Raw genomic sequence first — 20627 nt, 5'->3', positions numbered from 1 at the left:
GGTGTTCGAACGCGGGGGAAACGGGTTGAGACTTTCGCTGCGGACAATCGGGTTCCTCCTCGCCTGTTTCACGCTGGTGCTCGGCACACAGCTGCGCGCGCAGCAGCCCGAGGATGCCGAGCCGCTGGGCTGGATCTCGCAGTCCGGACCGGGCGGCGTGTTCGAAACTCCAACGCAGGCCTGCAAGGCGCAGTGGCGGGACCAGGGGATGGACAACGGCCATTCGCGGTTCATGGGCATCAAGCGCAAGTCCGACGATCTGCGCTTCATCCACTGCGAATGGACCCGCTACCAGTACCTTTGCCCCGAAGAGACCGGTGCCGGTTTCAGCTGCGGAGTCAAAATCCCGAGCTACGTCCAGATCGCTTGCCCGGAAGACTACCTCGCGACGCCCGACGGGCGATGCACGCTCAACGGGGCCTACGAGCGCCCATGCAGCGATCCATGCGGCGAGGATGACGGGCGCGCCAATCCCAAGACTCGCAACCCGGTGGTGCTGGCGACGGGGGCCAAACGCCTGAGTGCGCTCGATTATTCTTCCGCCGACGGGTTGTTCCGGATCGCTCGTCAATATCGCAGTTTCCAGGTCGGGCGACCGATCCAGCAGCGCGTGCTGCCGCGCGATCTCCCGCGCGGACTCGACGGATACTGGAATTTCGATTTCAATCACGAATTGCAGTTCGGCATCGTCACCGGGTCGCCGGCCGAACCGAACGCCACGGTCGCGATCCTGATGCCCGACGGGACCGGCTACGGGTTCGTTCTGCAACCCGACGGGACATGGATCGAACACCCGGATGCAGGCGGTGGCAACGCATCGAACAATCTCAAGCTCGAACTGCTCGACGCGCTGCCGCCCGATCTCGCGACGCTGCGCGACGTGCAAACCACCTGGAAACTGACCGACCGCAACGACACGGTCTGGACGATCCAGACCCGCATCGGGCCCAATGGCGGCTCGTATCTGTTCGGCTGGCCGGTCGCGATGGAGACCCGCAGCGGCTACTGGCAAAGCTCCACTTACGGTGCCGATGGCGCCCTCGCGACGATGACCGACAGTTTCGGGCGCAGCGCGAGCTTCACCTGGGACAGGCACCGCATCACAACGATCGAACCAGCCCCGGCGGGCAGCGAACCGGTTCCGGTGCGGGTTCGCACCATCGATCTGCCCGACGGGAGCTCGCTCGAATACGATTACGAAGACGCGACCGCTCCCGGGATCGGCATTGCTTTCGGCGGACCTAAGTGGCGCAGGACGTGGGGCGGCGGGGGCAAGCCGGGAACGGTACTGGTGGTGAATGCCGTGCTGCTCCCCGAAATCCAGCGCCTCACCAAAGTCGAGCGTCGCGCCGCGAACGATGCGGTGCTCGATTCGGTCACCTATCTGCACGAGAACGCCGTCTACGCCCGCAACGTCACCGGGATCGTCGACCACCGCGGCGAGCCGGTGTCGACCTATTCCTATGACACCGCCGGGCGGGTCATTTCGAGCGAGCTTGCCGACGGGGCCGAGCGCAACAGCTTTGTCTACGGCTCCGCCGGTTCGGCGCGCACGCGCGCGGTCACCAACGAATACGGCAAGCGGGAACTCTACACTTTCTCGGAATTTTCGGCGAGCCAGCGCGATTACCGGCTGACTTCGGTGGCTGGGGACGCCACCGCCGACACGCCCGCGACCACCGCCACGATCGCCTATGGCGGAAACACCTATATTTCGAGCGCGACCGACGCCGAGGGGCGGTTGATCACCACCACGCGCGATGCGCGCGGACGGCCGGTCAGCATCACCGAGGCGAGCGGCACGCCGGAGGCGCGCACGACGACGATCACCTGGCATGCAGATTTCAACGTGCCCGTCTCGATCGTCGGGCCCGGGCTGACCGAAACCCGCGGATACGACGCGCAGGGCCGGCTGACCTCGGTCACGCTGACCGACACCACCGGCCACGCGCTGCCCTATCCGACGAATGGCCAGACCCGCACCTACACCTACAGCTGGGATGCCAACGGCCGCCTGCTTTCGGAGAACGGCCCGCTTCCCGCGAACGGCAGCGAGGATGATCTCACCAGCTATACCTATGATGCGGGTGGCAACCTCCTCGCCGCCACAAACGCGCTCGGCCATGTGACCAGCTATGCCGGGCACGACGCCAACGGCCGCCCGGCTTCGATCACCGATCCCAACGGCATCGTGACGACCATCGCCTACGACCAGCTCGGGCGGGTCGAGGCAATCACGGTCAGGGATCCGGGCGATCCCTCGCTCGATGCCACCACCGCGATGGCCTATGACGCGGTCGGCAACCTCATCCAGCTGACGCTGCCCGGCACCGCTCCGCTGCTGATGGAATACGACGCTGCGAGCCGCATGACGGCCATGAGCGCGGCGAGCGGCGAACGCTGGGAATATACTTACGATCTCGCCGGCAATGTCGAGCGCGAGACCGTGAAGCGCGCCGATGGCACGACCGCGCGCCATGTGCGCCGCCAGTTCGACCAGCTTGGCCGCCTGCTGCGTGAGACACTCGGCACCCGCTCTCCCGCGCGGTTCGGCTACGACAAGGTCGACAACCTCACCAGCGTAACCGACCCCAACGGCTTTACCACCGCCGCGTCTTTCGACGCGCTCGACCGCGTGGTCGCATCGGTCGCGCCCGATGGTGGCACCCTAGGCTCGAGCTACGATGCGCAGGGGAACCCCGCCAGCTTTACCGACCCGGTCTCGGTCACCACCCGGTTCGTCCACAACGGCTTCGGCGAGGCGATCGAAGAGACCTCGCCCGATCGCGGCACCAGCACCTATGTGTACGACGCCGCCGGGCGGATGGTGCAGTCGACCGACGGGCGCGGACAGGTGCTGGCCTACACCCACGACATCCTCGGCCGCGTCACCCGGATCGAACCGCTCGGCCGCCCTGCCTCTGAAGCGATCGACTATCAGTGGGACGGCGGCGGGCTCGGCGACTCCTATGGCATCGGCCGGGTCGGGAGGGTCACCGACGGTTCCGGCCTCACCCGCTTCAAATACGACCATCGCGGCAACCTGCTGATCCGGGAGCAGGCGATTGGCACCGATTCCAATGCCCGCCTGTCGTATTCCTACGACACTGCCGACCGCATCACCCGGATCATCTACCCCTCCGGCCGCTGGGTGCTCTACGATTACGACGCCTGGGGACGGGTCGCACAAGTCCGCACGCGCGCAAATTCGAGCAGCGCCTCTGTGACGGTTTCGAGCGGGCATGAGTACGAGGCGTTCGGGCCGCTGACCGCGATGGCGCTCGGCAACGGGCTGTCGGTCGCGAACGTTTGGGGCGACGACGGCAGGCTCGCCGCGCGCCGGCTTGCCCCGACCGGCGGCGGCGCCGAGCTCTCGCATCTCGCCTATCGCCGCGATGCGGTCGGTCGGATCGGGGCGATCGCCGACTACGTCAACCCGGCGAGCTCGGCGCTGTATGGCTATGACGAAATGGGTCGGCTGACGATGGCGGTTTCGGGGGGCTCGGCACAATCCTCGGAAAGCTACAGCTACACGCCCGGTACCAACCGGCTGGCGAGCTTCAGCGATGACAGCGGCACCCGCACGATTGCCTATGACGGCCGGGGCAACACCGTGTCCGAGACTCGCCCGGGCAGCGAGACGGTCTCCGCGAGCTATGACGGGCACGGGCGGCTGGAAACCTACGACCGCACCAGCATCGGTGCGCAGAGCTACACCTACAACGGGTTGGGCGACCGGGTGCGGGTCGACAAGCCGACCGGCACCCGGCACTTCGTCTATGACGAGTGGGGCCGGGTGGTGGCGGAGTATGGCGCGTCGGCGAGCGATGTGCGGGCCGAATTCGTCTGGGCGGAGCCGCCTGCCGCGAATGACCCCGGTTCGGGGTCCGGGGCAGGCAACCCGTTCGGCGGCGGCGACCATATCGCCGGCTACGCCCCGCTCGCGCTGGTAGCACCGAACGCGCAAGGGGCGCTCCAGACCTACTGGGTCCACGGCAACCATCTCGGCGTGCCGATCGTCACCACCGACGCGCAAGGCAGCGTGGTAGACCCCGGCAACGACTTCCTGCGCCCCGGCTTCCCCGGCCAGTCGCAGGTGCTCGCCGACCTCTACTACAACCGCAACCGCGACTACGACCCGGTGACCGGGAGGTACATCCAGGCGGACCCGATTGGCCTGGCGGGCGATGTGAACCCGTATGTGTATGCCGGAGCGGACCCGGTGAACATGATCGATCCAACTGGGAATGTTGCAGTTTGCTTCACACCTCTGGGTGCTGCAGTGTGCGGGGCTGCAGTGGGTATGGCTACTGATCTTGCTATCCAGGCCGCAGGTAACTGGTGGACCGGTCGAAGTATTTTTGATGCAGATTGCTACGATTGGAATAGTGTGTTGGTTAGTGGAGCGATTGGTGCTGTAGGAGGAGGCATCGGAAGAATAGGTGCCGCTCCCGGTAGGGGATTGGAGTTCTCTCATGCTATTCCCGATCGATATTTTAGGCCACTCACATTATCAGGAAGAAACATAAACCGTGAATACAAGCCGCTCTTAGACAAACTATTACCGAATAGCTTTCGAAGAAGCAGATGGAATGGTAACTACGTAAGCACGAAATTCCACGCTAGGACCGATCCCTACAGAAATCCGAAAGGGACTAAGAAGTCTGATACACTCGCTGCCCCTTGGCGGCACATACTCAGAACTCCTACTGTTTATGCCTATCCCGCAAGCGGAGCAGGAGTATTGATCAATGCTTCAAACCGTGGCGATTAGAGCGAGAAAGAAACGATGGACCATCGCGAATTATCGTATCCGATCTTGGTTTGGAGCAAGGAGTATGTGTTCCTAGCCAAAACGACAGCCGATTTCGAGCGAACTCCTCGCACGATGTTTGAAGAGCTACGCCAGCAGGCGCGCGATGGAGAGGTTAAGCTCATCGACTCGAAAGGATTCCTATTTCATGTGGTTGATGAGTTAATCATATCCACCAGAAACCCGATCCTTAAATGGCTTGTTGAGTTCAAGACTGCGCCTGTTCTCGCAGGAGGACAGAAGCTAAGTCTCGAAGAGTTCAAGCAATGCATTAAGCAGGCGATTCGGGTAAGGCAGAGGGGAGAATATGACAGCGATTTTGTCGGAGAATTGAACCAAACTCTCACGTCCGCCGTTAGCTACGAGGACGCTTTGAACTCTGTCCCAAGAGGGATGTGAGAACGATATCCTCGCGGTCCCTCAGACAAGAATGTAGTCGGCTAGCACTCGCGCAATCGCCTATGACGGGCACGGGCGGCTTGAGAGCTACGACCGCAGCACGATCGGCGCGCAGAGCTACACCTACAACGGGCTCGGCGACCGGGTGCGGGTCGACAAGCCGACGGGCACGCGGCATTTCGTTTATGACGAGTGGGGCCGGGTGGTGGCGGAATACGGCGCGTCGGCGAACGATGTGCGGGCCGAATTCATCTGGGCCGAGCCGCCTGCTGCCAACGATAACGCGCCGTTCGGCGGCGGCGACCATATCGCCGGCTACGCCCCGCTCGCGCTGGTAGCACCGAACGCGCAAGGGGCGCTCCAGACCTACTGGGTCCACGGCAACCATCTCGGCGTGCCGCTCGTCACCACCGACGCGCAAGGGACGGTGGTCGACCCCGGTAACGACTTCCTGCGCCCCGGCTTCCCGGGCCAGTCGCAGGTGCTCGCCGACCTCTACTACAACCGCAACCGCGACTACGACCCGGTGACGGGGCGGTACATCCAGGCAGACCCGATTGGCCTCGCGGGCGACGTGAACCCGTATGTGTATGCGAATGCGGACCCGGTGAACGGGATCGATCCGTTGGGGTTGATGACCAAGTGGGAGTACTACGCCGGCCTTCCCGACAGCTATCGCCGGAATACGATGAATGCCATTGCGGGTTGGTCGGACGGACTCACCTTCGGGGCGACTTGGTATGTTCGCGAATGGATAGGCTCCAATCGCGATATCGATCTTTGCAACGATTTCTACAACTATGCTGGCTTCTTCTCAGTTAGAGGCGCTGCGCGTCGAGCGGGGAAAATTGGGGGGCGTCAATTCTTCCGAAAGCTTTGGGCGGATGAAACGGGCGGAGCCACGATTGGACGCTCCGGAAAGCAGGCACGTCTCAGAGAGCTTGTGAACGACCCAAAACTCTCATCAAGGATTAGAGGAGAGCTTAGGCGGGACCTGAACGAAATCGCCAGAGGGAAAAGAAGAAGGCTAAGAGTCCCCCAAGGGATGAATCTCGCACACAAGCGTGGCTTTGAAGCAAGGCGCGGATACGGATATGATAACAGTGATCTTCAAGATATACAGCTGCACAAGATTCAGCACAGAATCGATCGTCGGAGGCGTAGATGAGTTGGAGCCTTAGCAAGCACGAGGAAGAAGCTCTCCTCGCTGCAGCTGGGCATTTGAGATACGAGTACTTTGTCAAGAAGACGTGCGATGAGGAAAGGTTATTCTCGCTTTGGGGCGACGGTTGGGTGCTCGCAACAGACACTGCCGGTAATCCATTGGTTCCGGTCTGGCCGCATTCGGCATTTGCTGAGAGATGCGCAGTCGAAGCGTGGAAGGACTGTACTCCGAGGGAGATTCCAGTCTTAGACTGGCTTCGATCATGGACTCCCGAGTTAGTGACGGAGGGCCAAAGTGTTGCCGTATTTCCCATTAGCGGTGACTTGGGCGTCTTAGTAGATCCTCAACGGCTTGCTGTGGATTTGAGGGCCGAATTGGCAAAATACTGATTCAGGCGCTTCTCAACAACGAATCGAACTAATAGCCGACGCTAGTTTTGGCGAGCTACGACCGCACCAGCATCGGCGCGCAGAGCTACACCTACAACGGGTTGGGCGACCGGGTGCGGGTCGACAAGCCGACCGGCACGCGGCACTTCGTCTATGACGAGTGGGCCGGGTGGTGACGGGAAGCGCAGCTGAACGAGCGTAGCGAGGACAATACGGCTCTTCAGCGAGCGATGTGCGGGCGGAGTTCATCTGGGCCGAGCCTCCGGCTGCGAATGACAACTCCCCGTTCGGCGGCGGCGACCATATCGCCGGCTACGCCCCGCTCGCGCCCGACGCGCAAGGGACGCTCCAGACCTACTGGGTGCACGGCAACCACCTCGGCGTGCCAATCGTCACCACCGACGCGCAAGGGTACGGTGGTCGACCCCGGCAACGACTTCCTGCGCCCCGGCTTCCCCGGCCAAAGCCAGGTGCTGAGTGACCTCTACTACAACCGCAACCGCGACTACGATCCGGTGACGGGCAGGTACATCCAGGCCGACCCGATCGGGCTTGCGGGCGATGTGAACCCGTATGTGTATGCGAATGCGGACCCGGTGAACGGGATCGATCCGTTGGGGTTGCGTTCATGGGAGCGTGACGCAGCCGACTGGATTCCCGTGCTCGGCTCAGGCTGGGACGCATACGATGCTTATATGTGCGGAAACTATGGATGGGCGCTCGTCCACACTGGACTTGCGCTGACCGACCTGACCGGTGTTGGCGCGCTCGCCAAGATCGGGGTTAAGCAGGGTGGTCGCCGCCTGCTCCGGGAGATATTGAGAGATCAGTCAGGGTCAGTGCCAAGGCGGCTACCGCCAAACCCGTACGGACGCTTGGGGAAAACCATCGACTAGAAAGCACGTAGGGGATGTTGCTGACGAACTGGAGAGACGTGGTTGGGAAATAGCTGCTGGAGGGAACCGTTTCCCAGAGGAATACATCAAGCCACCAGGCGGAGGGCGAAAGGGGGGGGTTGTCGATATTTCCGCGACAAAGAATGGAAGAACGCTTCGGATCAACACGGTCGATACGCTTGTTGACGGAAGAACTCTGACCAAACGAGAGAGTCGCAATGCTGGGAATATCCGTACAAACACGAAGGGGGACCATCTTCTCACTGTCCCCAAGCCAAAGCAGTGAAGATTACAAGTAATGTCTAAATCCATTGAAATATTCGCGACTCGTGCAGATTGGATCGAAGTATTATCACCCGTTGAAGAGGATATCCCCTTCGATATTTTTCAAGGCGGTAGTCACTCCCAGTTTCCAATCAGAACTACAGGCTTAACTCATATGAAATCAGTGGGGAAGGCCACGACGGGAATTTCAATACAAGAGAAACGATATTTGTTTGTTCCTCGGGACGCCGAGATAAATCCGAGGATAGTTGAACAACGAATAGGCGGTCATCGCGTTATCGTTGATCAGTTGGAAAATGCCAACTCGATGGTCATTCATTTCGGTGGTATCTTCGGCGAGAAAACCTTGATTTCGGGGGTATCGGGACAATTTCACAGAGGGAATGGTCTCTCCAAATATTTAATAGAGCCAGATTAGAAATTCGAAAGAAGTTCGGACGGATTCGTTCGTTCTTCGTTGGGCCTGAAGCGCAGATAATGCTCCGGGACGGGTGGCGATTGACTTCAGATTTTAGGAAGAATGCAGATTACAATTTGAAAATTTGAGAGGAGTTTCGTCCGACCCGGATGCAAGCAAGAAATTATAAATTATACCAAGCGGTTGATTGATTTCTGCCGTTCCAGTCGATTCGGGAATTTGGGGAGATACTTCTAAGTTCAATGTGCGGGCCGAGTTCATCTGGGCGGAGCCGCCGGCTGCGAGTGACCCCGGATCGGGGTCCGGGGCAGGCAACCCGTTCGGCGGCGGCGACCATATCGCCGGCTACGCCCCGCTCGCGCTGGTAGCGCCGAACGCGCAAGGAGCGCTCCAGACTTACTGGGTCCACGGCAACCATCTCGGCGTGCCGCTCGTCACCACCGATGCGCAGGGCTCTGTCGTAGACCCCGGTAACGACTTCCTGCGCCCCGGCTTCCCCGGCCAGTCGCAGGTGCTCTCAAACCTCTACTACAACCGCAACCGCGACTACGACCCTGTGACGGGGCGGTACATCCAGGCGGACCCGATCGGGCTAGCGGGCGATGTGAACCCGTATTTTTATGCCGGGGCGGATCCGGTGAACGGGATCGATCCGTTGGGGCTTTTCAGAATGCCTGCAGCGCCCAATCCCCTACTTCTTCGTGTGGCTCCACAGGCAACGGTCCTTTATGCGGCGGGCTTGACCCTCGCTGCTGCCAATCAATGGGCTTTGTGTCGGCCAATGTCCGCGCGCGAGCCAAAAGACCCGACCCAGATAGACTACTATATTCCTAGGCGATCAAAAGAAGAGTGCGACGAGCAATGGGAGCAGGCTTTTGAGATATGCGAAGCCGAATTATCAAAACCCAATCCAAGCAAGAGAATTACAGGCGGTCACATGAACTTGACTGACTGTGCGAAAGGTTATGTAGATGAAGAGTGCGGAGGGAACCGAACGACCAAATTCTTAGACTCAAGAACACCACGCCCACCGGGACGTCATTCGTCGCGATCCCGAAAACGATGGAGGTGAGATGACTGAAGAGGTTGAAGGGCGATACTTGTCAATCGTTGAGACAGCTAAGTCTGACCCAGAATTTGCCTTGAATGAAGCTGAGAATATTCTGAAAGATCATAAGGAATATGCGTTATCTTGGCACGCAAGGTCATATGTTTATTTAGTCATGGGGAAGTACGAGAAAGCTGCTCATGACATCAGGCAAGCAATCTTGATTGAACCAAATAAACCTCGCGGGTATCTCAAGGCAGATCGAATAGAAATTAAGCAGAAAAACTTTGAACGAGCAGCAGCGCATTTTGGACAAATAATCGAATGCGACAATAAAGAACACCGGGAAAGGTTTATCGATGAAGCTCTATTTTTTAGAGCATATTACTTCACTCATCTGAAGAGATTCGATGCGGCGTTGAATGATTTGGAGCGCATTGAGAGCGTCGAGGAAATCTGGATTGACGGACTGCAAACCAAGAATGACCTTATTTTGGACTGTAGACGAGGTTTGGGTGGAATTCATTGACGAACCATCGGATGGATTTCCGACGCGGATGCTTAGGGTGGCGATCAAAACACTTTCGGAGCCAGTCACCAATCCGCATTCATAGCGAAGCCTCTTTGGTCTATCCAGCCACGGCCGGCTCGAGAGCTACGGCCGCAGCACGATCGGCGCGCAGAGCTACGCCTACAACGGGCTCGCCGAGCGACCTGCCGGCCGCATCCATCGGGGTGGTCCGGGCAACTGCGCGCTCGACACCTTCCTTCTTTTTCAAGACAGCGTACAAATATTTCTTGAGTTGACGCCTTACCTGCATAAGAATTGTGCGCAGTCATACTGAAAAACGGGGGTCGGTTATGCGCAATATATTTGTCGGTAGTGTTCTGGGGGTTTTCCTGTTCTTCGGATCGCACTTGATCGCCGGTCCTGCACACGCGCAGCAGTGTGTCGTCCCCAACACGATCTCGAACGGACAAGTGGCCGACGCCACCGAGGTCATGGACAATTTCACCGCGGTCGCGGCCTGCATCGACGAAACGCGCGACAATGCCGTCACGCACGAAGGTTCGCCCAACGCGGGCGAAATTGCGGTATTCGAGGGGGCTACTGGGATAACCGGCGGAGACCTGACCGGCGACGTCACCACTTCGGGTGGCACTGCGACCTCGCTCACCGCAACCGGCGTCACCCCCGGTACCTACACCAATGCCACCATCACTGTAGACGAGAAGGGCCGCGTGACCTTTGCCGACAGCGGCGCGCTGGGCGGTGGCGGCGGAGGAGGGGGCAGCGCGCTTGCTACCAAATACACCGTCGTCACTCCGGGCGACAATTTTATCGACGTGAAGCTCGATGCCGATGACGGCTATGCCTACCGCGTGCTGGTCAAAGGAACGAACGACGCCGATACCCGGATCTACTTCCGCATCTCGAGCGACAATGGCCAGACGTTCTTTGACGGTGCGGGCAATTATAAGTCCTACGATCTGGGTGCGTCGAGCGCGATCGATATCAGTGGCCGGCGCACCGTCGATAGCGGTCGCAACACGATCATCGCCTTCACGCTCGCAGGTCTGAACGTCACGACAACCGAGAAGTTCGCACTCGTCGGAGAGATTTTCAGCGTCGACACCGGTATCGGCAACATCATCCGGAATGTCGGCGGGCACAACAACGACCTGCCAGCGGGAGACTTCAACGCGTTTCGCATTTACACGTCAGCCGGGACGATGGATGGGTTCGCGGTCTATGTCGAACGGGTATACTGACGCGGGAACGGAGGGGGGATGACGAGCACACTCACAGCCGCGCTCGATTGGCTGGTCGCGCTGGTGACCGGCCCGCTGGTCACCGTGCTGCTGACCATCGCGGTCGCGGTCGTCGGTTTCCAGCTGCTGACGGGGCGGATCGCGGTCCGGCGCGGGGCGCTGGTAATCCTCGGTGGGTTCATCCTGATCGGTTCGGGACAGATCGCGACTGCGCTGATCACGGCGGTGCCGCAGGGCAGCGTCCCCGTCGCCGCGCCGCCGGTGCCCGCGGTCGCGATCGCGCGGGAACTCGAATCGACAGCCCCGCCGCCGAGCCGGCGCGGCAATCCGTTCGATCCCTATGCGGGCAACGAAACGGTCGACTGAAATGCTGGCCTAATCCGCGGCAAGCACCTGGCTGATCCGGCGCTTGCCTTCGCGCCGTTCGAGCTGGACGAACACGTCCACGCTTTCGCGCACATAGTGCCGCACATCGTCGCGGCTGAGTTTGGAGCCGGCTTGCAGCACAAGCAGGGCGAGCTGTTCGATCGCTCGCTGCGGCGTGTCGGCGTGGATGGTGGTCATCGAACCGGGGTGACCGGTGTTGACCGCGCGCAGGAAGGTAAAGGCCTCGATCCCGCGCAGCTCGCCCAGAATGATGCGGTCGGGGCGCATGCGCAACGCGGCAATCAGCAGATCCTCGGCGGAAATCTCGGCTTCGCTCAATTCCCCGCGCGCGGCGATCAGCCCGACGGCGTTATCGTGGCGCAGGTGCAGCTCGGCCGTGTCTTCGATCAGCACCAGCCGCTCGCCCGCGGGAATTTCCGCCAGCAGCGCGTTGAGGAAGGTGGTCTTGCCGCTCGAGGTGCCGCCGGAGACGAGGATGTTGCGCCGGTCCTGCACCGCCGCCCGCAGGCAGGAGGCCGCCTCGCGCCCGCCCAGCGCGCGAAAGCGCCGATCCGCGCCGACCTCGACCGAGCCGGTGGCGATGTCGGCGAACGCCTCCGAGTCTTCCCAGTCGGCCAGCGACAGATCCGCCGAAACATGCCGCCGGATAGCGAAGACATGGCCGCCGCGGGTGGCCGGAGGCGCGGCGATCTGGACCCGCGATCCATCGGGCAACGTTGCTGCGAGCAGCGGCTGCGCGCGGCTGATACCTTGCGCCGAATGCGCCGCGATCTGGCGCGCGAGCCGTTCGAGCAGCTTTTCGTCGAGCCCCGGTTCGGCCATCCGCTCGATCCCGCCGCCGATGCTTTCGATCCACAATTCGCCGGGACGATTGATCCAGATATCGGTCACGTCGGCGCGCTCGAGCACCGGGGCGAGCGGTGCGAGGAAGCTGTCGAGGTAATAGCCCGCGCCGACAGCGCTCATTGTTCGACCGTCGAGAAATCGAGATCGCGCGCAACGAACACCGAAACGCTGGTTCCGTGTTTGACCTTGAGCGTCGGCTGCACGCTCTGCTGGTCGGTGACCTGCACGTTCTGGGTGCTGCCGGGGAGCGCGACGATCACGCCGTTGCTGGCTTCGTTGACCGCGAGGCCGACCCCGATATCGAGCACCGATTGCAGGATTGCCCCGCCGAACCGCTGCAGGAACTTGGTATCGACCTTGCCGCGAATGCCCGCCCGGCCGAGCGGATCCGAAGACGGTGAATCGAGCGCGATCGTCACGCCGTCGGGCCGGATCAGGCGGGTCCAGCGCACCAGCGCGCGGTTCTGGCCGCGGCGCAATTCGGCTTCGTATTCGCCATACAGCCGGCTGCCGCGCGGGATCAGCACCCGCGTGCCGTCGAACCCGGAAACGTCGCGTTGCACCAGCGCCCGCGCGCCCCCCGCGCGAGTCGAATCGAGCGCGGTCTCTAGCACTGCCGGGATCACCGTGCCCTGCGGGATCGTGCGCGAGGGGTTGCGCAGTCGGCCTGCGGCCACGCGCTCGGCCCCGGCCGGGGCGGCAGATTCCGCAAGGATGCTCGCAGCGGATGTGGCGTTGTCGAACACCACGCGCGGCGGTGTCGGTGGCGGGATCGCGCGCGGTGGCTCGGGCAGCGGCTGCGGCGGCAGCGGCGCAATCTGGCGCGGTGCAGGCGGAGGAATGAATTCCGGAAATCTCGCAGCCTGCGCTGGCGTGGCAGGTTCGATCGGCGCAGCCGGTTCGAGCGGACCGCGTCCGGCAAAACGATCGGGCACGCGCAGCGGCGCGGGCGAGGCGATGCGCCCGTCCGCCTGATCGCTGGGCACCAGCACCGAATGCGCCTGCGCAGCCTCGCGCGAGGCGTTGAGCGCGTTGAACAGCACCAGTCCTCCGATCGCGAGAAGGCCAAGAAAGGCCCACAGGCCCCAATTGCCGGGCGAACCGGTCGCGATCACCGGGCGGACATCGCGCGGGTCCTGGGCGGATTCGGCAGACTCGCTCATGTCGCGCCGTCCGCGTGCGCGTTGCGACGTGCGGTCGCCTTTTGCTTGTCGATCCGGAACACGAGGCGCTGGTGGACACGGTCGATCACGAACTTTCCGCCGCGCATGTAACCGTCGACTACCTCTTCGTCGCCAGTCGCACCGATCGCGAACACTGCGGGCAGCGGCTGTCCGGGCGCGTATTCGATCACTGTCTTCCGGCCGTTGTCGCGGATCGAGGCGGGGCGGACCGAGCGATCGCCCCGCAGGCGATAGGACCAGCTGAGGTCTTCGATTTCCTCGACCGATACGGCCTGCGCGGTTTCGGCAGGCGCTCCGAAATCGAGCCGCACCAGATACGCGGCCTGCAGGTTCTGCCCGGTCTCGAGCGCGAATTCATATTGCCGGGCATCGGTCTGGACGCTGAGGGTCGCCGGTGCCGCGTTAACCAGCGGTTTGACCTGGAAGCTGTCGCTTTCCGCCGAGACCGTCACCTCCCACAGCCGGTTGCCGCCCAGCACCGCGCGCTCGATCGTTTCGCCCGGTTCGAGCATCACGGTCAGTGCGGTTTCGGGCAATGCGGTGAGGACGATCGGTTCGCCCGGCTGCCACGCGACCGTCTGGATGCGCGGACTGTCGTGGCCCGGCATCGGGAAGACCTGCGCACTTGCCGGAGCGGCGCAGACCGCGGCCAGCGCAAGGGTGATGGCGCGGATCATGGTGCGCCGTCCGCGTCTTGCGGAATCGCCACTCCGTTGACGATACCGGCTTCGGGCAGGGTCTCCGCGCTGCGGCGATAGCTGGTCACCCGAAAGCCGAGCGGATTGATGTAGCGGTCGGCTTCGCTCATTTCCGCGGCGGTGAAACCATAGCCGATCACCGCGACCCAGTGTTGTGTCGCTTGCGGCGCGCCACCCGCGTCGGTGCGGGTGGTGGCGTAGCGCACCATCGCCCGACCTTCGCCCAGAGTCGAGACGCTCTTGACCTCGGTCTGGATCGTGGCGCCTCGCGGCAGGTAGGAAAGCGGGCTTTCCGGATTGCCCGCGTCCATCGCGCGGGCATATTGCGCGCCGACGAGAGTGTCCGACCACAGCGAGACCTTGCGGAAGTCGGCCTGCACGCTGTCCTGCGAGAAGCTTTCGCGACCGATGACGTATTGCACCAGGAACGAACGCGTGAGCGCCGTGTCAGGGGCGACCACCTGTGCATCGAGCGGTGCGAGCGCTTCTACGTGGCCGGTCTGGCGATCGACCAGCAAGGTGTAGGGTTCGACCTCCTTGAGCGGGATCAGGAACACCAGCGCGAGCGCTTCGATCAGCGCGATCAGCGCGGCGATAATCGCGACGATCCAGGCGCGCCGGTTCGATCGTTCGAGATCGTCGGTGACGCTGGTCGCCCAGCTCTCGGCCACCGGCAAGTCGGCGAGATCATATTCGGGTTGCGCAGTCATGGCGTATCGTCCCGTCTCTGTGCGGCGCGCGAGATGCGCGGCGCGGGGCGGCGATAGGAGCTGCCCAGCCGCTCGGGACCCTGCCCGTATACCACCGTCTCGCGCGAGGATGCGGTGCGCGTATCGGAGCGGCGGAGCACCCTTTCGCTGGTCGCCGTTTCTTCGCGCCGGAGCGAGCGTTCGATCGTGTTGCTGACCTGTTCGGCGCGGACGATCTGCGCCGGCGCGCGGTCGACAGGGGCGGCGACCAGCGGCTGACTGACAATCTCTGCCGGGCGCCAGCGCGGCATGTCCGGCAGGGTCAGCCACCCGCGATGAAACACCACCTTGGCCAGAAACCAGATCATCGCGAAATGCACCACCGCAAAGGCGAGCATGATTGCGAACAGTTCGATCGGTGTCGAGGGGGTTGCATAGCCGAACGCGCGAACCCGCAGCGCGTCGACAAGCCACGGTTCGATGATCGCCAGCTGCACCGAGAGCACGATCGTCGCGCCGATCGATCCGGCGATGGTCAGCACCAGACCCTTGAGCCACCCGGCGAATATTCCGCGCGACTGGTTGAAGAAATAGAGCCCGGCGACGACCGGCGCGAGCGCAAGCAGCAGCCCCGCCCCGATCCTGAGCAGCGCGAGCGTTCCGATTACGCTGGAAAGGAACAGCAGCCGCGCGGTGCCGAACGCACTGTCGTCTTGCAGGGCGGTGCCGGCGAAGGTGTTGCCCGGCTCGCTCTCGTTGAGAAACCGCCCGGTCTGGCGACCGGTCCCGGTCTCGATCAACGCAACGATCTGGCTGTCCGCCTGCTGCAGTCGCTCGACCAGGTTGCCGGTCCCGCCCGACGGGCTGGTATTCTGGATCACGCTCGCGATCTCGGCTGGCCCCTTCAGCGTTACGTCGTAAATCACCGTGCGAAACGCCGGCCACGAAAACGCCAGTGTCAGCACGATCCCGATTTTGAGCACATCGTAGACCACGTCGCGCGCGCCCGGCGGCGGGCCGAGCAGCAGGCGAATGCCGAAAAAGGCAATGAACAGCGTAAGCAGCCCGGCCACCAGGGTGGAGGCCAGCGATCCCGGCTGCCCCAGCGCGACATAGCCGTAGCTGCCGATGATTTCGGCCTGGCAATCGACATGCGCGAGCGTGCGGGTCAGGAACTGCTCGCCGGTGATGATCTGCGGACACGCCATCACGCGGCCTTCTCGATCAGTAGGTGCAGCCAGTTGGCGGGATCGGTGCCGGTTTTTTCGACCAGCGTATCGAAAATCCGCACCGTGCTTTCGCGGCCCGAAAGGATGGTCAGCAGCTCGGTCTCGCCCGACAGATCGAGCCGCGCGACCACGCTGTCGCGGCCATGCTTGATGAGGAAGCAGCGAGACGTGTCGGGCAGGGTGCGCACGAGGTCGAATTCGTGGCGGCTGAGACCGAAGCCGTTGATGTAGTCCTCGGCCCGCGCCTTGGGATTGACCATGAAGATCTGCGTGGCAGCCTGCTCGATGATGGCGCTCGCGATCTTGCTCTCGAGCGCGTCTTGCGCGCTCTGGGTCGCGAACCCGACCACGCCGTTGCGCTTGCGGATGGTCTTTTCCCAGTCCTTGATCCGGCGCACGAACACCTCGTCATCGAGCGCCTTCCAGCCCTCGTCGATCAGGATGATCGCCGGGCTGCCGTCCAGTCGCTGTTCGACCCGGTGGAAGAAGTAGAACATCGCCGGAGTGCGCGCCGCCGGATCGTCGAGGATCGCGGTCATGTCGAAGCCGACGGTCTGATGAGACAGATCGGTCTGGTCGATCGGATTGTCGAACAGCCAGGCGCGCTCGCCTTCACCCCACCATGGGCGCAACCGCGCGCCAAGATCGTCGGGCCGGGGCCGGTCGCCGCCGCGAAACAGTTCGACCAGGTAGCGCAACCGCCGCCGTTCGAACGGCTGCTGGAAACTGGTGTCTATCGCATCCCGGAACCGGTCGGTTTCCGCCGCGCTGGCGCCGCCCGCGAGCAGCGTGAGCCAGTCGATCAGGAATTGCCGGTTGTCGGGCGTGTCGTCGAGCTGGAGCGGATTGAGGCCCGAAGGCGAGCCGGGACGCAGCCGGTCGTACTGACCGCCGATCGCGCGGATGAACAGCTCCGCCCCGCGATCCTTGTCGAAGAAGATCGTGCGCGGGTTGAACCGGCGCGCCTGCGCCAGAAGGAAATTGAGCAGCACCGTCTTGCCCGAACCCGACGGCCCGATGACGGTGAAGTTGCCCAGATCCTGCTGATGGAAATTGAAGAAATACGGGCCCGCAGCGGTGGTTTCGAACAGGGTGACCGCATCGCCCCAGTGGTTGCCGCGTGCGCGCCCGACCGGAAAATTGTGCAGGCTGGCAAGTCCGGCGAAATTGGTGGTCGAGACCAGTCCCCGCCGTCCGATATAGCGGAAATTGCCGGGAAACTGCGCCCAGTAGGTCGGCTCGAGCGCGATATCCTCGCGCACGGCGTTGATCCCGAGATCGGCCAGCAGGGCAATCACTTCGGCGACATGCTCTTCGAGCGCGGCGAGGTCTTCGGCATGGACCGAGATGGTCGAGTGATGTTCGCCGAAACCGGCACGCCCGGCCGCAACCTCGTCCTTCGCGACCGTCAGTTCCTCGCGCAGCGACAGCGCCTCGTCCTCGGCGGAGCGCATCCGCCGCAGCGCGAGGTTCATCTGGCCCAGCGCCTGGGCGCGTTCGACCATCGCGAAGCTTTGCGACACGTGCAGCTCGAACGGCAGGCGATAGAGCTCGTCGAACATGCCGGGAAAGGTCGCGCCGGGATAATCCTTGATCGAGATCATCGCGACGAAGCGGCGGGGCAGCTCGCCGGTCGGGCCGAGTTCGACGCAGTCCTGCCCGAAGCTGATCCGCCGCGCCGGGATGAAGTGACCGAGATCGCCATGCGGCAGCGCGACCGGGCGCATATCGGCGTTGAACAGGCAGGAGAGGAATTCGAGCGGTTCGGATCGTGGACCCGCGTCGCTTTCATAGACCGTAAGCAGCCGCGGATCGTAGGCCGACAGCGATGCCATCAGCGCATCGCGCGCGCGATCGAGCGCGTGCTTGTCGGCTGCGATCTGCCCGGCATCGCGGTGAGCGCTGCGCAGCAGCCAGCTGCGCATCCGGTCGGCCAGCCCGATCCGCCCCTGCAGCGGGCGGCGTACGATCGTCAGGAACAGCTCGTTGACGTACAGCTGCTTGCCCGCAAGCTTCGCCTGCCATCGCTCGTCGAGCCGGGCCGAGAAATCGTCGGCGATGACCGGCTGAAGCGACGCTTCGGCGCGCCGCCGGACGACGTGGTGGTAGACCGCAAAGCGCGAACTCCCCAGCGTCCGCAGCATCGCATCGCGCAGCTGGCTGCGATAGTTCAGTTCATCGCTGTCGGCGGTTTCGAACAGCAGGCCGCCGAGCCGGATGGTCTGCATCAGCAGCCCGTCGCGGGTCTCGATCGTGGCGTCGTCGATATGCCGCGCATAGGGCAGGTGCGCCCCTGCCGGTGCCTCGCGGGCGATCACCTTGGGATCACGCGTCAGGGGCGATAGGAATTGCATTTCCAGATCGCGTAATTTCTTACGCGCGGGCAATTGCGCACGCGGGTTATCCAGAGGTCGAAGATCCGCGGTTCACGCAGACAGGCGAGCATTCCGATACCGTGGATCACCACCGCCACCAGCAACACCCACCAGGCGCGAAAGATCAGGAACAGCTCGACCGCGATCACGGCGTTGATGACGAAAAACGTGTAGGTGACGCCGGCGAACATCTGCGGACGCGTCAGCGCGACAAACAGCGTATCGCGGCGCAGTTGCTCTTCCACCTATCCCCCCTTGGTCGTCGCGACACGGTCGCCGACTCGCTACCGAACTCTGGCCATTTATCGGGGCAATGCAACCGAAAACCGGGCAATTCCGCCGGTTGCGACCATTTCGGGACATCAGGGGAGCAGCGCCGGGCCGGCTGGTGCCGCCCGCATGGCAGGTCGAGACGCTCGACCTCGCGGACTAGCGCTCGGCCGCCGCGCGCTTCAATTCGATGAGTTCGGATTGCGGTCTGGCGGAAGCAGGATCGAGGCGCCGTTCCTCGGCGTTGACCACGCGATCGCGCCCGTTCGTTTTCGCGCGGTACAGCGCTTCGTCGGCGCGGGCGAACAATTGCTCATAGGTCTCTCCGTCGCGCGCCGTCGCCACACCGAAACTCGCGGTCAGGCGAATGTCGTCGTTGAGACCGGAATGCTCGAGCGAGGCGAATGCCTGCCTGATCCTTTCGGCCAGCCGCACCGCCGGGCCGGTTTCGCAATTCCATACCGCGATGCAGAATTCCTCGCCGCCGATCCGACCGGACGTGTCGCATCCGCGCACCATCTTGCCCACCAGCTCGCCGAAGGCCGCGATCGCCTGGTCGCCAGCCTGATGCCCCCAGATGTCGTTCACCTGCTTGAAGTGATCGATATCGGCAACCACGAGGCTGAGCGCGCGGCGTTCCATCTGCGCCCGCGGGAGAAGCTTGCGCATGGTTTGTTCGAACGAGCCGCGGTTGTGCAGCCCGGTGAGCAGGTCTTGCTCGCTGCTTTCGCGGAGGGCGGTCGTCCATTCGGCGATCGTTGCACCGATCAGGACCAGGGCGGTCGTCACGCCCTTTATCCCGAGCACGAGACCGATCACGGAATAGTAGATCGAATCGCGGTAGATTTCCGCCGGGATCGAGCGTTCGAACAGCAAGGTCAGCGTCGGCCTGATGAGGAAGTCGGCCGCCTGAAACGCCATGACAGCGATCACCGCAAGATCGATGAGTTCGCGCCGACGTGCGGTCAGCAGGGTCGTGACGCCCATCGCGAACATCACCCCGTAGCCCATGTTGACGATGATCAGGCGCGGGGCGACATCGTTGGAAACGCTGATCGTGATCGCCAGCACCGCTGCGGTGAGGAGGTAGACGAACGTCATGCTTCCCAGGTGCAGGCGCTGCCCTGCCCGCTCGCAGGCGGCCGCCAGAATGACGGCCGAAGCCGTAGCGTAGAACAGCTGCGTGGTGTGGAAGGTGTAGAGCGCATCGGCCGGGAGGAAATGGGTAATCAGAAATCCGATCGCCGACAGGACGTAGGCGATGGCAAAGCCCAGCACGTGGCGCTTGAGCCGCCCCGCCCGCCAAAGCGCCGTGAATGTCGCTGCAAAGAACAGCGCCATCAGCGGCGGCAACAGTCCTAGGATTTGAGTTTGCATCGACCCGTAGCGCTCCCGTGCAAGCGGGTTAGGGCAACAAGGTTAAAGACGTATTTAGGGTCTGCCCTATGTCAGCGGTGCTTCTGGTCGTCGGCTGCGGGAATGCCATCGCGGTTCGGATCGCACTCGAACAAGGCGACGACCGCTGCCCCAGGCGCAGCTGGAACCGAAGGATTGGACACGCCATGGTCGGTATCGCGTTCCCGGTCGGGGGTCGCATGTTCCGTGCGCGCTGCCGTGTAATCGTCAAGTAATGACGAGAAATTGTTCATACAGTAGATTTCAAGCGTTTTGTATCTTTACTGCCGAAACGCGCCATTAACCATTCTTCAGTAGCCCTGTGAGCTGGAGCGCACGGCACCTTTGCCTTCGTGCGCGAGGGGGCG

General features: G+C 62.7%; 20 protein-coding genes. 11 read left to right on the top strand and 9 right to left on the bottom strand.

The features are described from left to right. The first annotated feature begins 25 nt into the window (after positions 1 to 25). The 11 genes from KDC96_RS10815 to KDC96_RS10770 all read left to right on the top strand — a co-directional run bounded on the left by KDC96_RS10815 (position 26) and on the right by KDC96_RS10770 (position 11552). Complete coding sequence (locus tag KDC96_RS10815; RefSeq protein WP_212448447.1) at positions 26 to 4774, top strand: RHS repeat protein; 4749 nt, start codon at positions 26 to 28, stop codon at positions 4772 to 4774. A 15-nt stretch (positions 4775 to 4789) separates the two neighbouring features. Continuing rightward, entirely contained in the window at positions 4790 to 5212 is a 423-nt protein-coding gene (locus tag KDC96_RS10810) for a hypothetical protein (RefSeq protein WP_212448446.1), read from the top strand. 145 nt (positions 5213 to 5357) lie between these two features. Then, the gene (locus tag KDC96_RS16625) at positions 5358 to 6380 is read left to right on the top strand and encodes a polymorphic toxin type 8 domain-containing protein (RefSeq protein WP_305819758.1); all 1023 of its coding nucleotides are present in this window, start codon (positions 5358 to 5360) and stop codon (positions 6378 to 6380) included. Further along, on the top strand, positions 6377 to 6766 hold the full coding sequence (locus tag KDC96_RS16685) for a DUF2750 domain-containing protein (RefSeq protein WP_212448445.1): 390 nt from the start codon (positions 6377 to 6379) through the stop codon (positions 6764 to 6766). Before KDC96_RS16625 ends, KDC96_RS16685 begins: the two co-directional genes overlap by 4 nt. Before the next feature lie 47 nt (positions 6767 to 6813). Next, positions 6814 to 6942 carry a hypothetical protein gene (locus tag KDC96_RS16570; protein ID WP_256439001.1) on the top strand — a complete coding sequence of 43 codons (129 nt, stop codon included), beginning with the start codon at positions 6814 to 6816 and terminating at the stop codon, positions 6940 to 6942. A 240-nt stretch (positions 6943 to 7182) separates the two neighbouring features. Next, entirely contained in the window at positions 7183 to 7662 is a 480-nt protein-coding gene (locus KDC96_RS16440) for an RHS repeat-associated core domain-containing protein (RefSeq protein WP_249171758.1), read from the top strand. Positions 7663 to 7960: 298 nt separating this feature from the next. Further along, positions 7961 to 8365 (top strand): hypothetical protein, encoded by a 405-nt coding sequence (locus tag KDC96_RS10790; protein ID WP_212448444.1) that lies wholly within the window; start codon positions 7961 to 7963, stop codon positions 8363 to 8365. Positions 8366 to 8552: 187 nt separating this feature from the next. Continuing rightward, the gene (locus tag KDC96_RS16620) at positions 8553 to 9437 is read left to right on the top strand and encodes an RHS repeat-associated core domain-containing protein (RefSeq protein ID WP_212448443.1); all 885 of its coding nucleotides are present in this window, start codon (positions 8553 to 8555) and stop codon (positions 9435 to 9437) included. A gap of 1 nt (position 9438) precedes the next feature. Continuing rightward, positions 9439 to 9942: a tetratricopeptide repeat protein gene (locus KDC96_RS10780; protein ID WP_212448442.1), complete on the top strand. Its 504-nt coding sequence runs from the start codon at positions 9439 to 9441 to the stop codon at positions 9940 to 9942. Between the two features lie 452 nt (positions 9943 to 10394). After that, complete coding sequence (locus KDC96_RS10775) at positions 10395 to 11186, top strand: hypothetical protein (protein ID WP_212448441.1); 792 nt, start codon at positions 10395 to 10397, stop codon at positions 11184 to 11186. A gap of 18 nt (positions 11187 to 11204) precedes the next feature. Further along, complete coding sequence (locus KDC96_RS10770; protein WP_212448440.1) at positions 11205 to 11552, top strand: TrbC/VirB2 family protein; 348 nt, start codon at positions 11205 to 11207, stop codon at positions 11550 to 11552. 9 nt (positions 11553 to 11561) lie between these two features. Here KDC96_RS10770 and virB11 read toward each other — a convergent pair whose 3' ends face one another. From virB11 to KDC96_RS10725, 9 genes are all read right to left on the bottom strand, one after another. Continuing rightward, positions 11562 to 12539: a P-type DNA transfer ATPase VirB11 gene (virB11, locus tag KDC96_RS10765; protein ID WP_212448439.1), complete on the bottom strand. Its 978-nt coding sequence runs from the start codon at positions 12537 to 12539 to the stop codon at positions 11562 to 11564. Continuing rightward, complete coding sequence (locus KDC96_RS10760) at positions 12536 to 13582, bottom strand: TrbI/VirB10 family protein (RefSeq protein ID WP_212448438.1); 1047 nt, start codon at positions 13580 to 13582, stop codon at positions 12536 to 12538. The genes virB11 and KDC96_RS10760 overlap by 4 nt, the downstream gene beginning before the upstream one ends. Then, complete coding sequence (locus KDC96_RS10755) at positions 13579 to 14280, bottom strand: TrbG/VirB9 family P-type conjugative transfer protein (RefSeq protein WP_212448437.1); 702 nt, start codon at positions 14278 to 14280, stop codon at positions 13579 to 13581. Before KDC96_RS10755 ends, KDC96_RS10760 begins: the two co-directional genes overlap by 4 nt. After that, positions 14277 to 15011, bottom strand: coding sequence for a virB8 family protein (locus tag KDC96_RS10750; RefSeq protein ID WP_212448436.1), 735 nt, complete (start codon positions 15009 to 15011; stop codon positions 14277 to 14279). The genes KDC96_RS10755 and KDC96_RS10750 overlap by 4 nt, the downstream gene beginning before the upstream one ends. Next, positions 15008 to 16198, bottom strand: a complete 1191-nt coding sequence (locus KDC96_RS10745; RefSeq protein ID WP_212448435.1) for a type IV secretion system protein — start codon at positions 16196 to 16198, stop codon at positions 15008 to 15010. Before KDC96_RS10745 ends, KDC96_RS10750 begins: the two co-directional genes overlap by 4 nt. Continuing rightward, positions 16198 to 18573 carry a VirB4 family type IV secretion/conjugal transfer ATPase gene (locus KDC96_RS10740; protein ID WP_212448434.1) on the bottom strand — a complete coding sequence of 792 codons (2376 nt, stop codon included), beginning with the start codon at positions 18571 to 18573 and terminating at the stop codon, positions 16198 to 16200. The genes KDC96_RS10745 and KDC96_RS10740 overlap by 1 nt, the downstream gene beginning before the upstream one ends. Further along, positions 18552 to 18785: a type IV secretion system protein VirB3 gene (locus KDC96_RS10735; protein ID WP_249172015.1), complete on the bottom strand. Its 234-nt coding sequence runs from the start codon at positions 18783 to 18785 to the stop codon at positions 18552 to 18554. The genes KDC96_RS10740 and KDC96_RS10735 overlap by 22 nt, the downstream gene beginning before the upstream one ends. A gap of 238 nt (positions 18786 to 19023) precedes the next feature. Then, a complete protein-coding gene (locus KDC96_RS10730; RefSeq protein ID WP_212448433.1) occupies positions 19024 to 20241 on the bottom strand; it encodes a diguanylate cyclase in 1218 nt (405 codons plus the stop codon). Positions 20242 to 20312: 71 nt separating this feature from the next. Continuing rightward, positions 20313 to 20513 (bottom strand): hypothetical protein, encoded by a 201-nt coding sequence (locus KDC96_RS10725; protein ID WP_212448432.1) that lies wholly within the window; start codon positions 20511 to 20513, stop codon positions 20313 to 20315. Between the last annotated feature and the right edge of the window lie 114 nt (positions 20514 to 20627).

This window comes from Erythrobacter sp. JK5, from assembly GCF_018205975.1.
Taxonomy (GTDB): domain Bacteria; phylum Pseudomonadota; class Alphaproteobacteria; order Sphingomonadales; family Sphingomonadaceae; genus Erythrobacter.
This window is presented reverse-complemented; position numbering and strand designations above follow the sequence as displayed.

Coding starts and splice junctions, on each gene's coding strand:
- KDC96_RS10730 (WP_212448433.1), bottom strand. CDS start 20,241: ATGCAAACTCAAATCCTAGGACTGTTGCCGCCGCTGATGGCGCTGTTC.
- KDC96_RS10770 (WP_212448440.1), top strand. CDS start 11,205: ATGACGAGCACACTCACAGCCGCGCTCGATTGGCTGGTCGCGCTGGTG.
- KDC96_RS10735 (WP_249172015.1), bottom strand. CDS start 18,785: ATGTTCGCCGGCGTCACCTACACGTTTTTCGTCATCAACGCCGTGATC.
- virB11 (WP_212448439.1), bottom strand. CDS start 12,539: ATGAGCGCTGTCGGCGCGGGCTATTACCTCGACAGCTTCCTCGCACCG.
- KDC96_RS10745 (WP_212448435.1), bottom strand. CDS start 16,198: ATGGCGTGTCCGCAGATCATCACCGGCGAGCAGTTCCTGACCCGCACG.
- KDC96_RS10750 (WP_212448436.1), bottom strand. CDS start 15,011: ATGACTGCGCAACCCGAATATGATCTCGCCGACTTGCCGGTGGCCGAG.
- KDC96_RS10725 (WP_212448432.1), bottom strand. CDS start 20,513: ATGAACAATTTCTCGTCATTACTTGACGATTACACGGCAGCGCGCACG.
- KDC96_RS16685 (WP_212448445.1), top strand. CDS start 6,377: ATGAGTTGGAGCCTTAGCAAGCACGAGGAAGAAGCTCTCCTCGCTGCA.
- KDC96_RS10790 (WP_212448444.1), top strand. CDS start 7,961: ATGTCTAAATCCATTGAAATATTCGCGACTCGTGCAGATTGGATCGAA.
- KDC96_RS10810 (WP_212448446.1), top strand. CDS start 4,790: ATGGACCATCGCGAATTATCGTATCCGATCTTGGTTTGGAGCAAGGAG.
- KDC96_RS10760 (WP_212448438.1), bottom strand. CDS start 13,582: ATGAGCGAGTCTGCCGAATCCGCCCAGGACCCGCGCGATGTCCGCCCG.
- KDC96_RS10740 (WP_212448434.1), bottom strand. CDS start 18,573: ATGCAATTCCTATCGCCCCTGACGCGTGATCCCAAGGTGATCGCCCGC.
- KDC96_RS10780 (WP_212448442.1), top strand. CDS start 9,439: ATGACTGAAGAGGTTGAAGGGCGATACTTGTCAATCGTTGAGACAGCT.
- KDC96_RS10755 (WP_212448437.1), bottom strand. CDS start 14,280: ATGATCCGCGCCATCACCCTTGCGCTGGCCGCGGTCTGCGCCGCTCCG.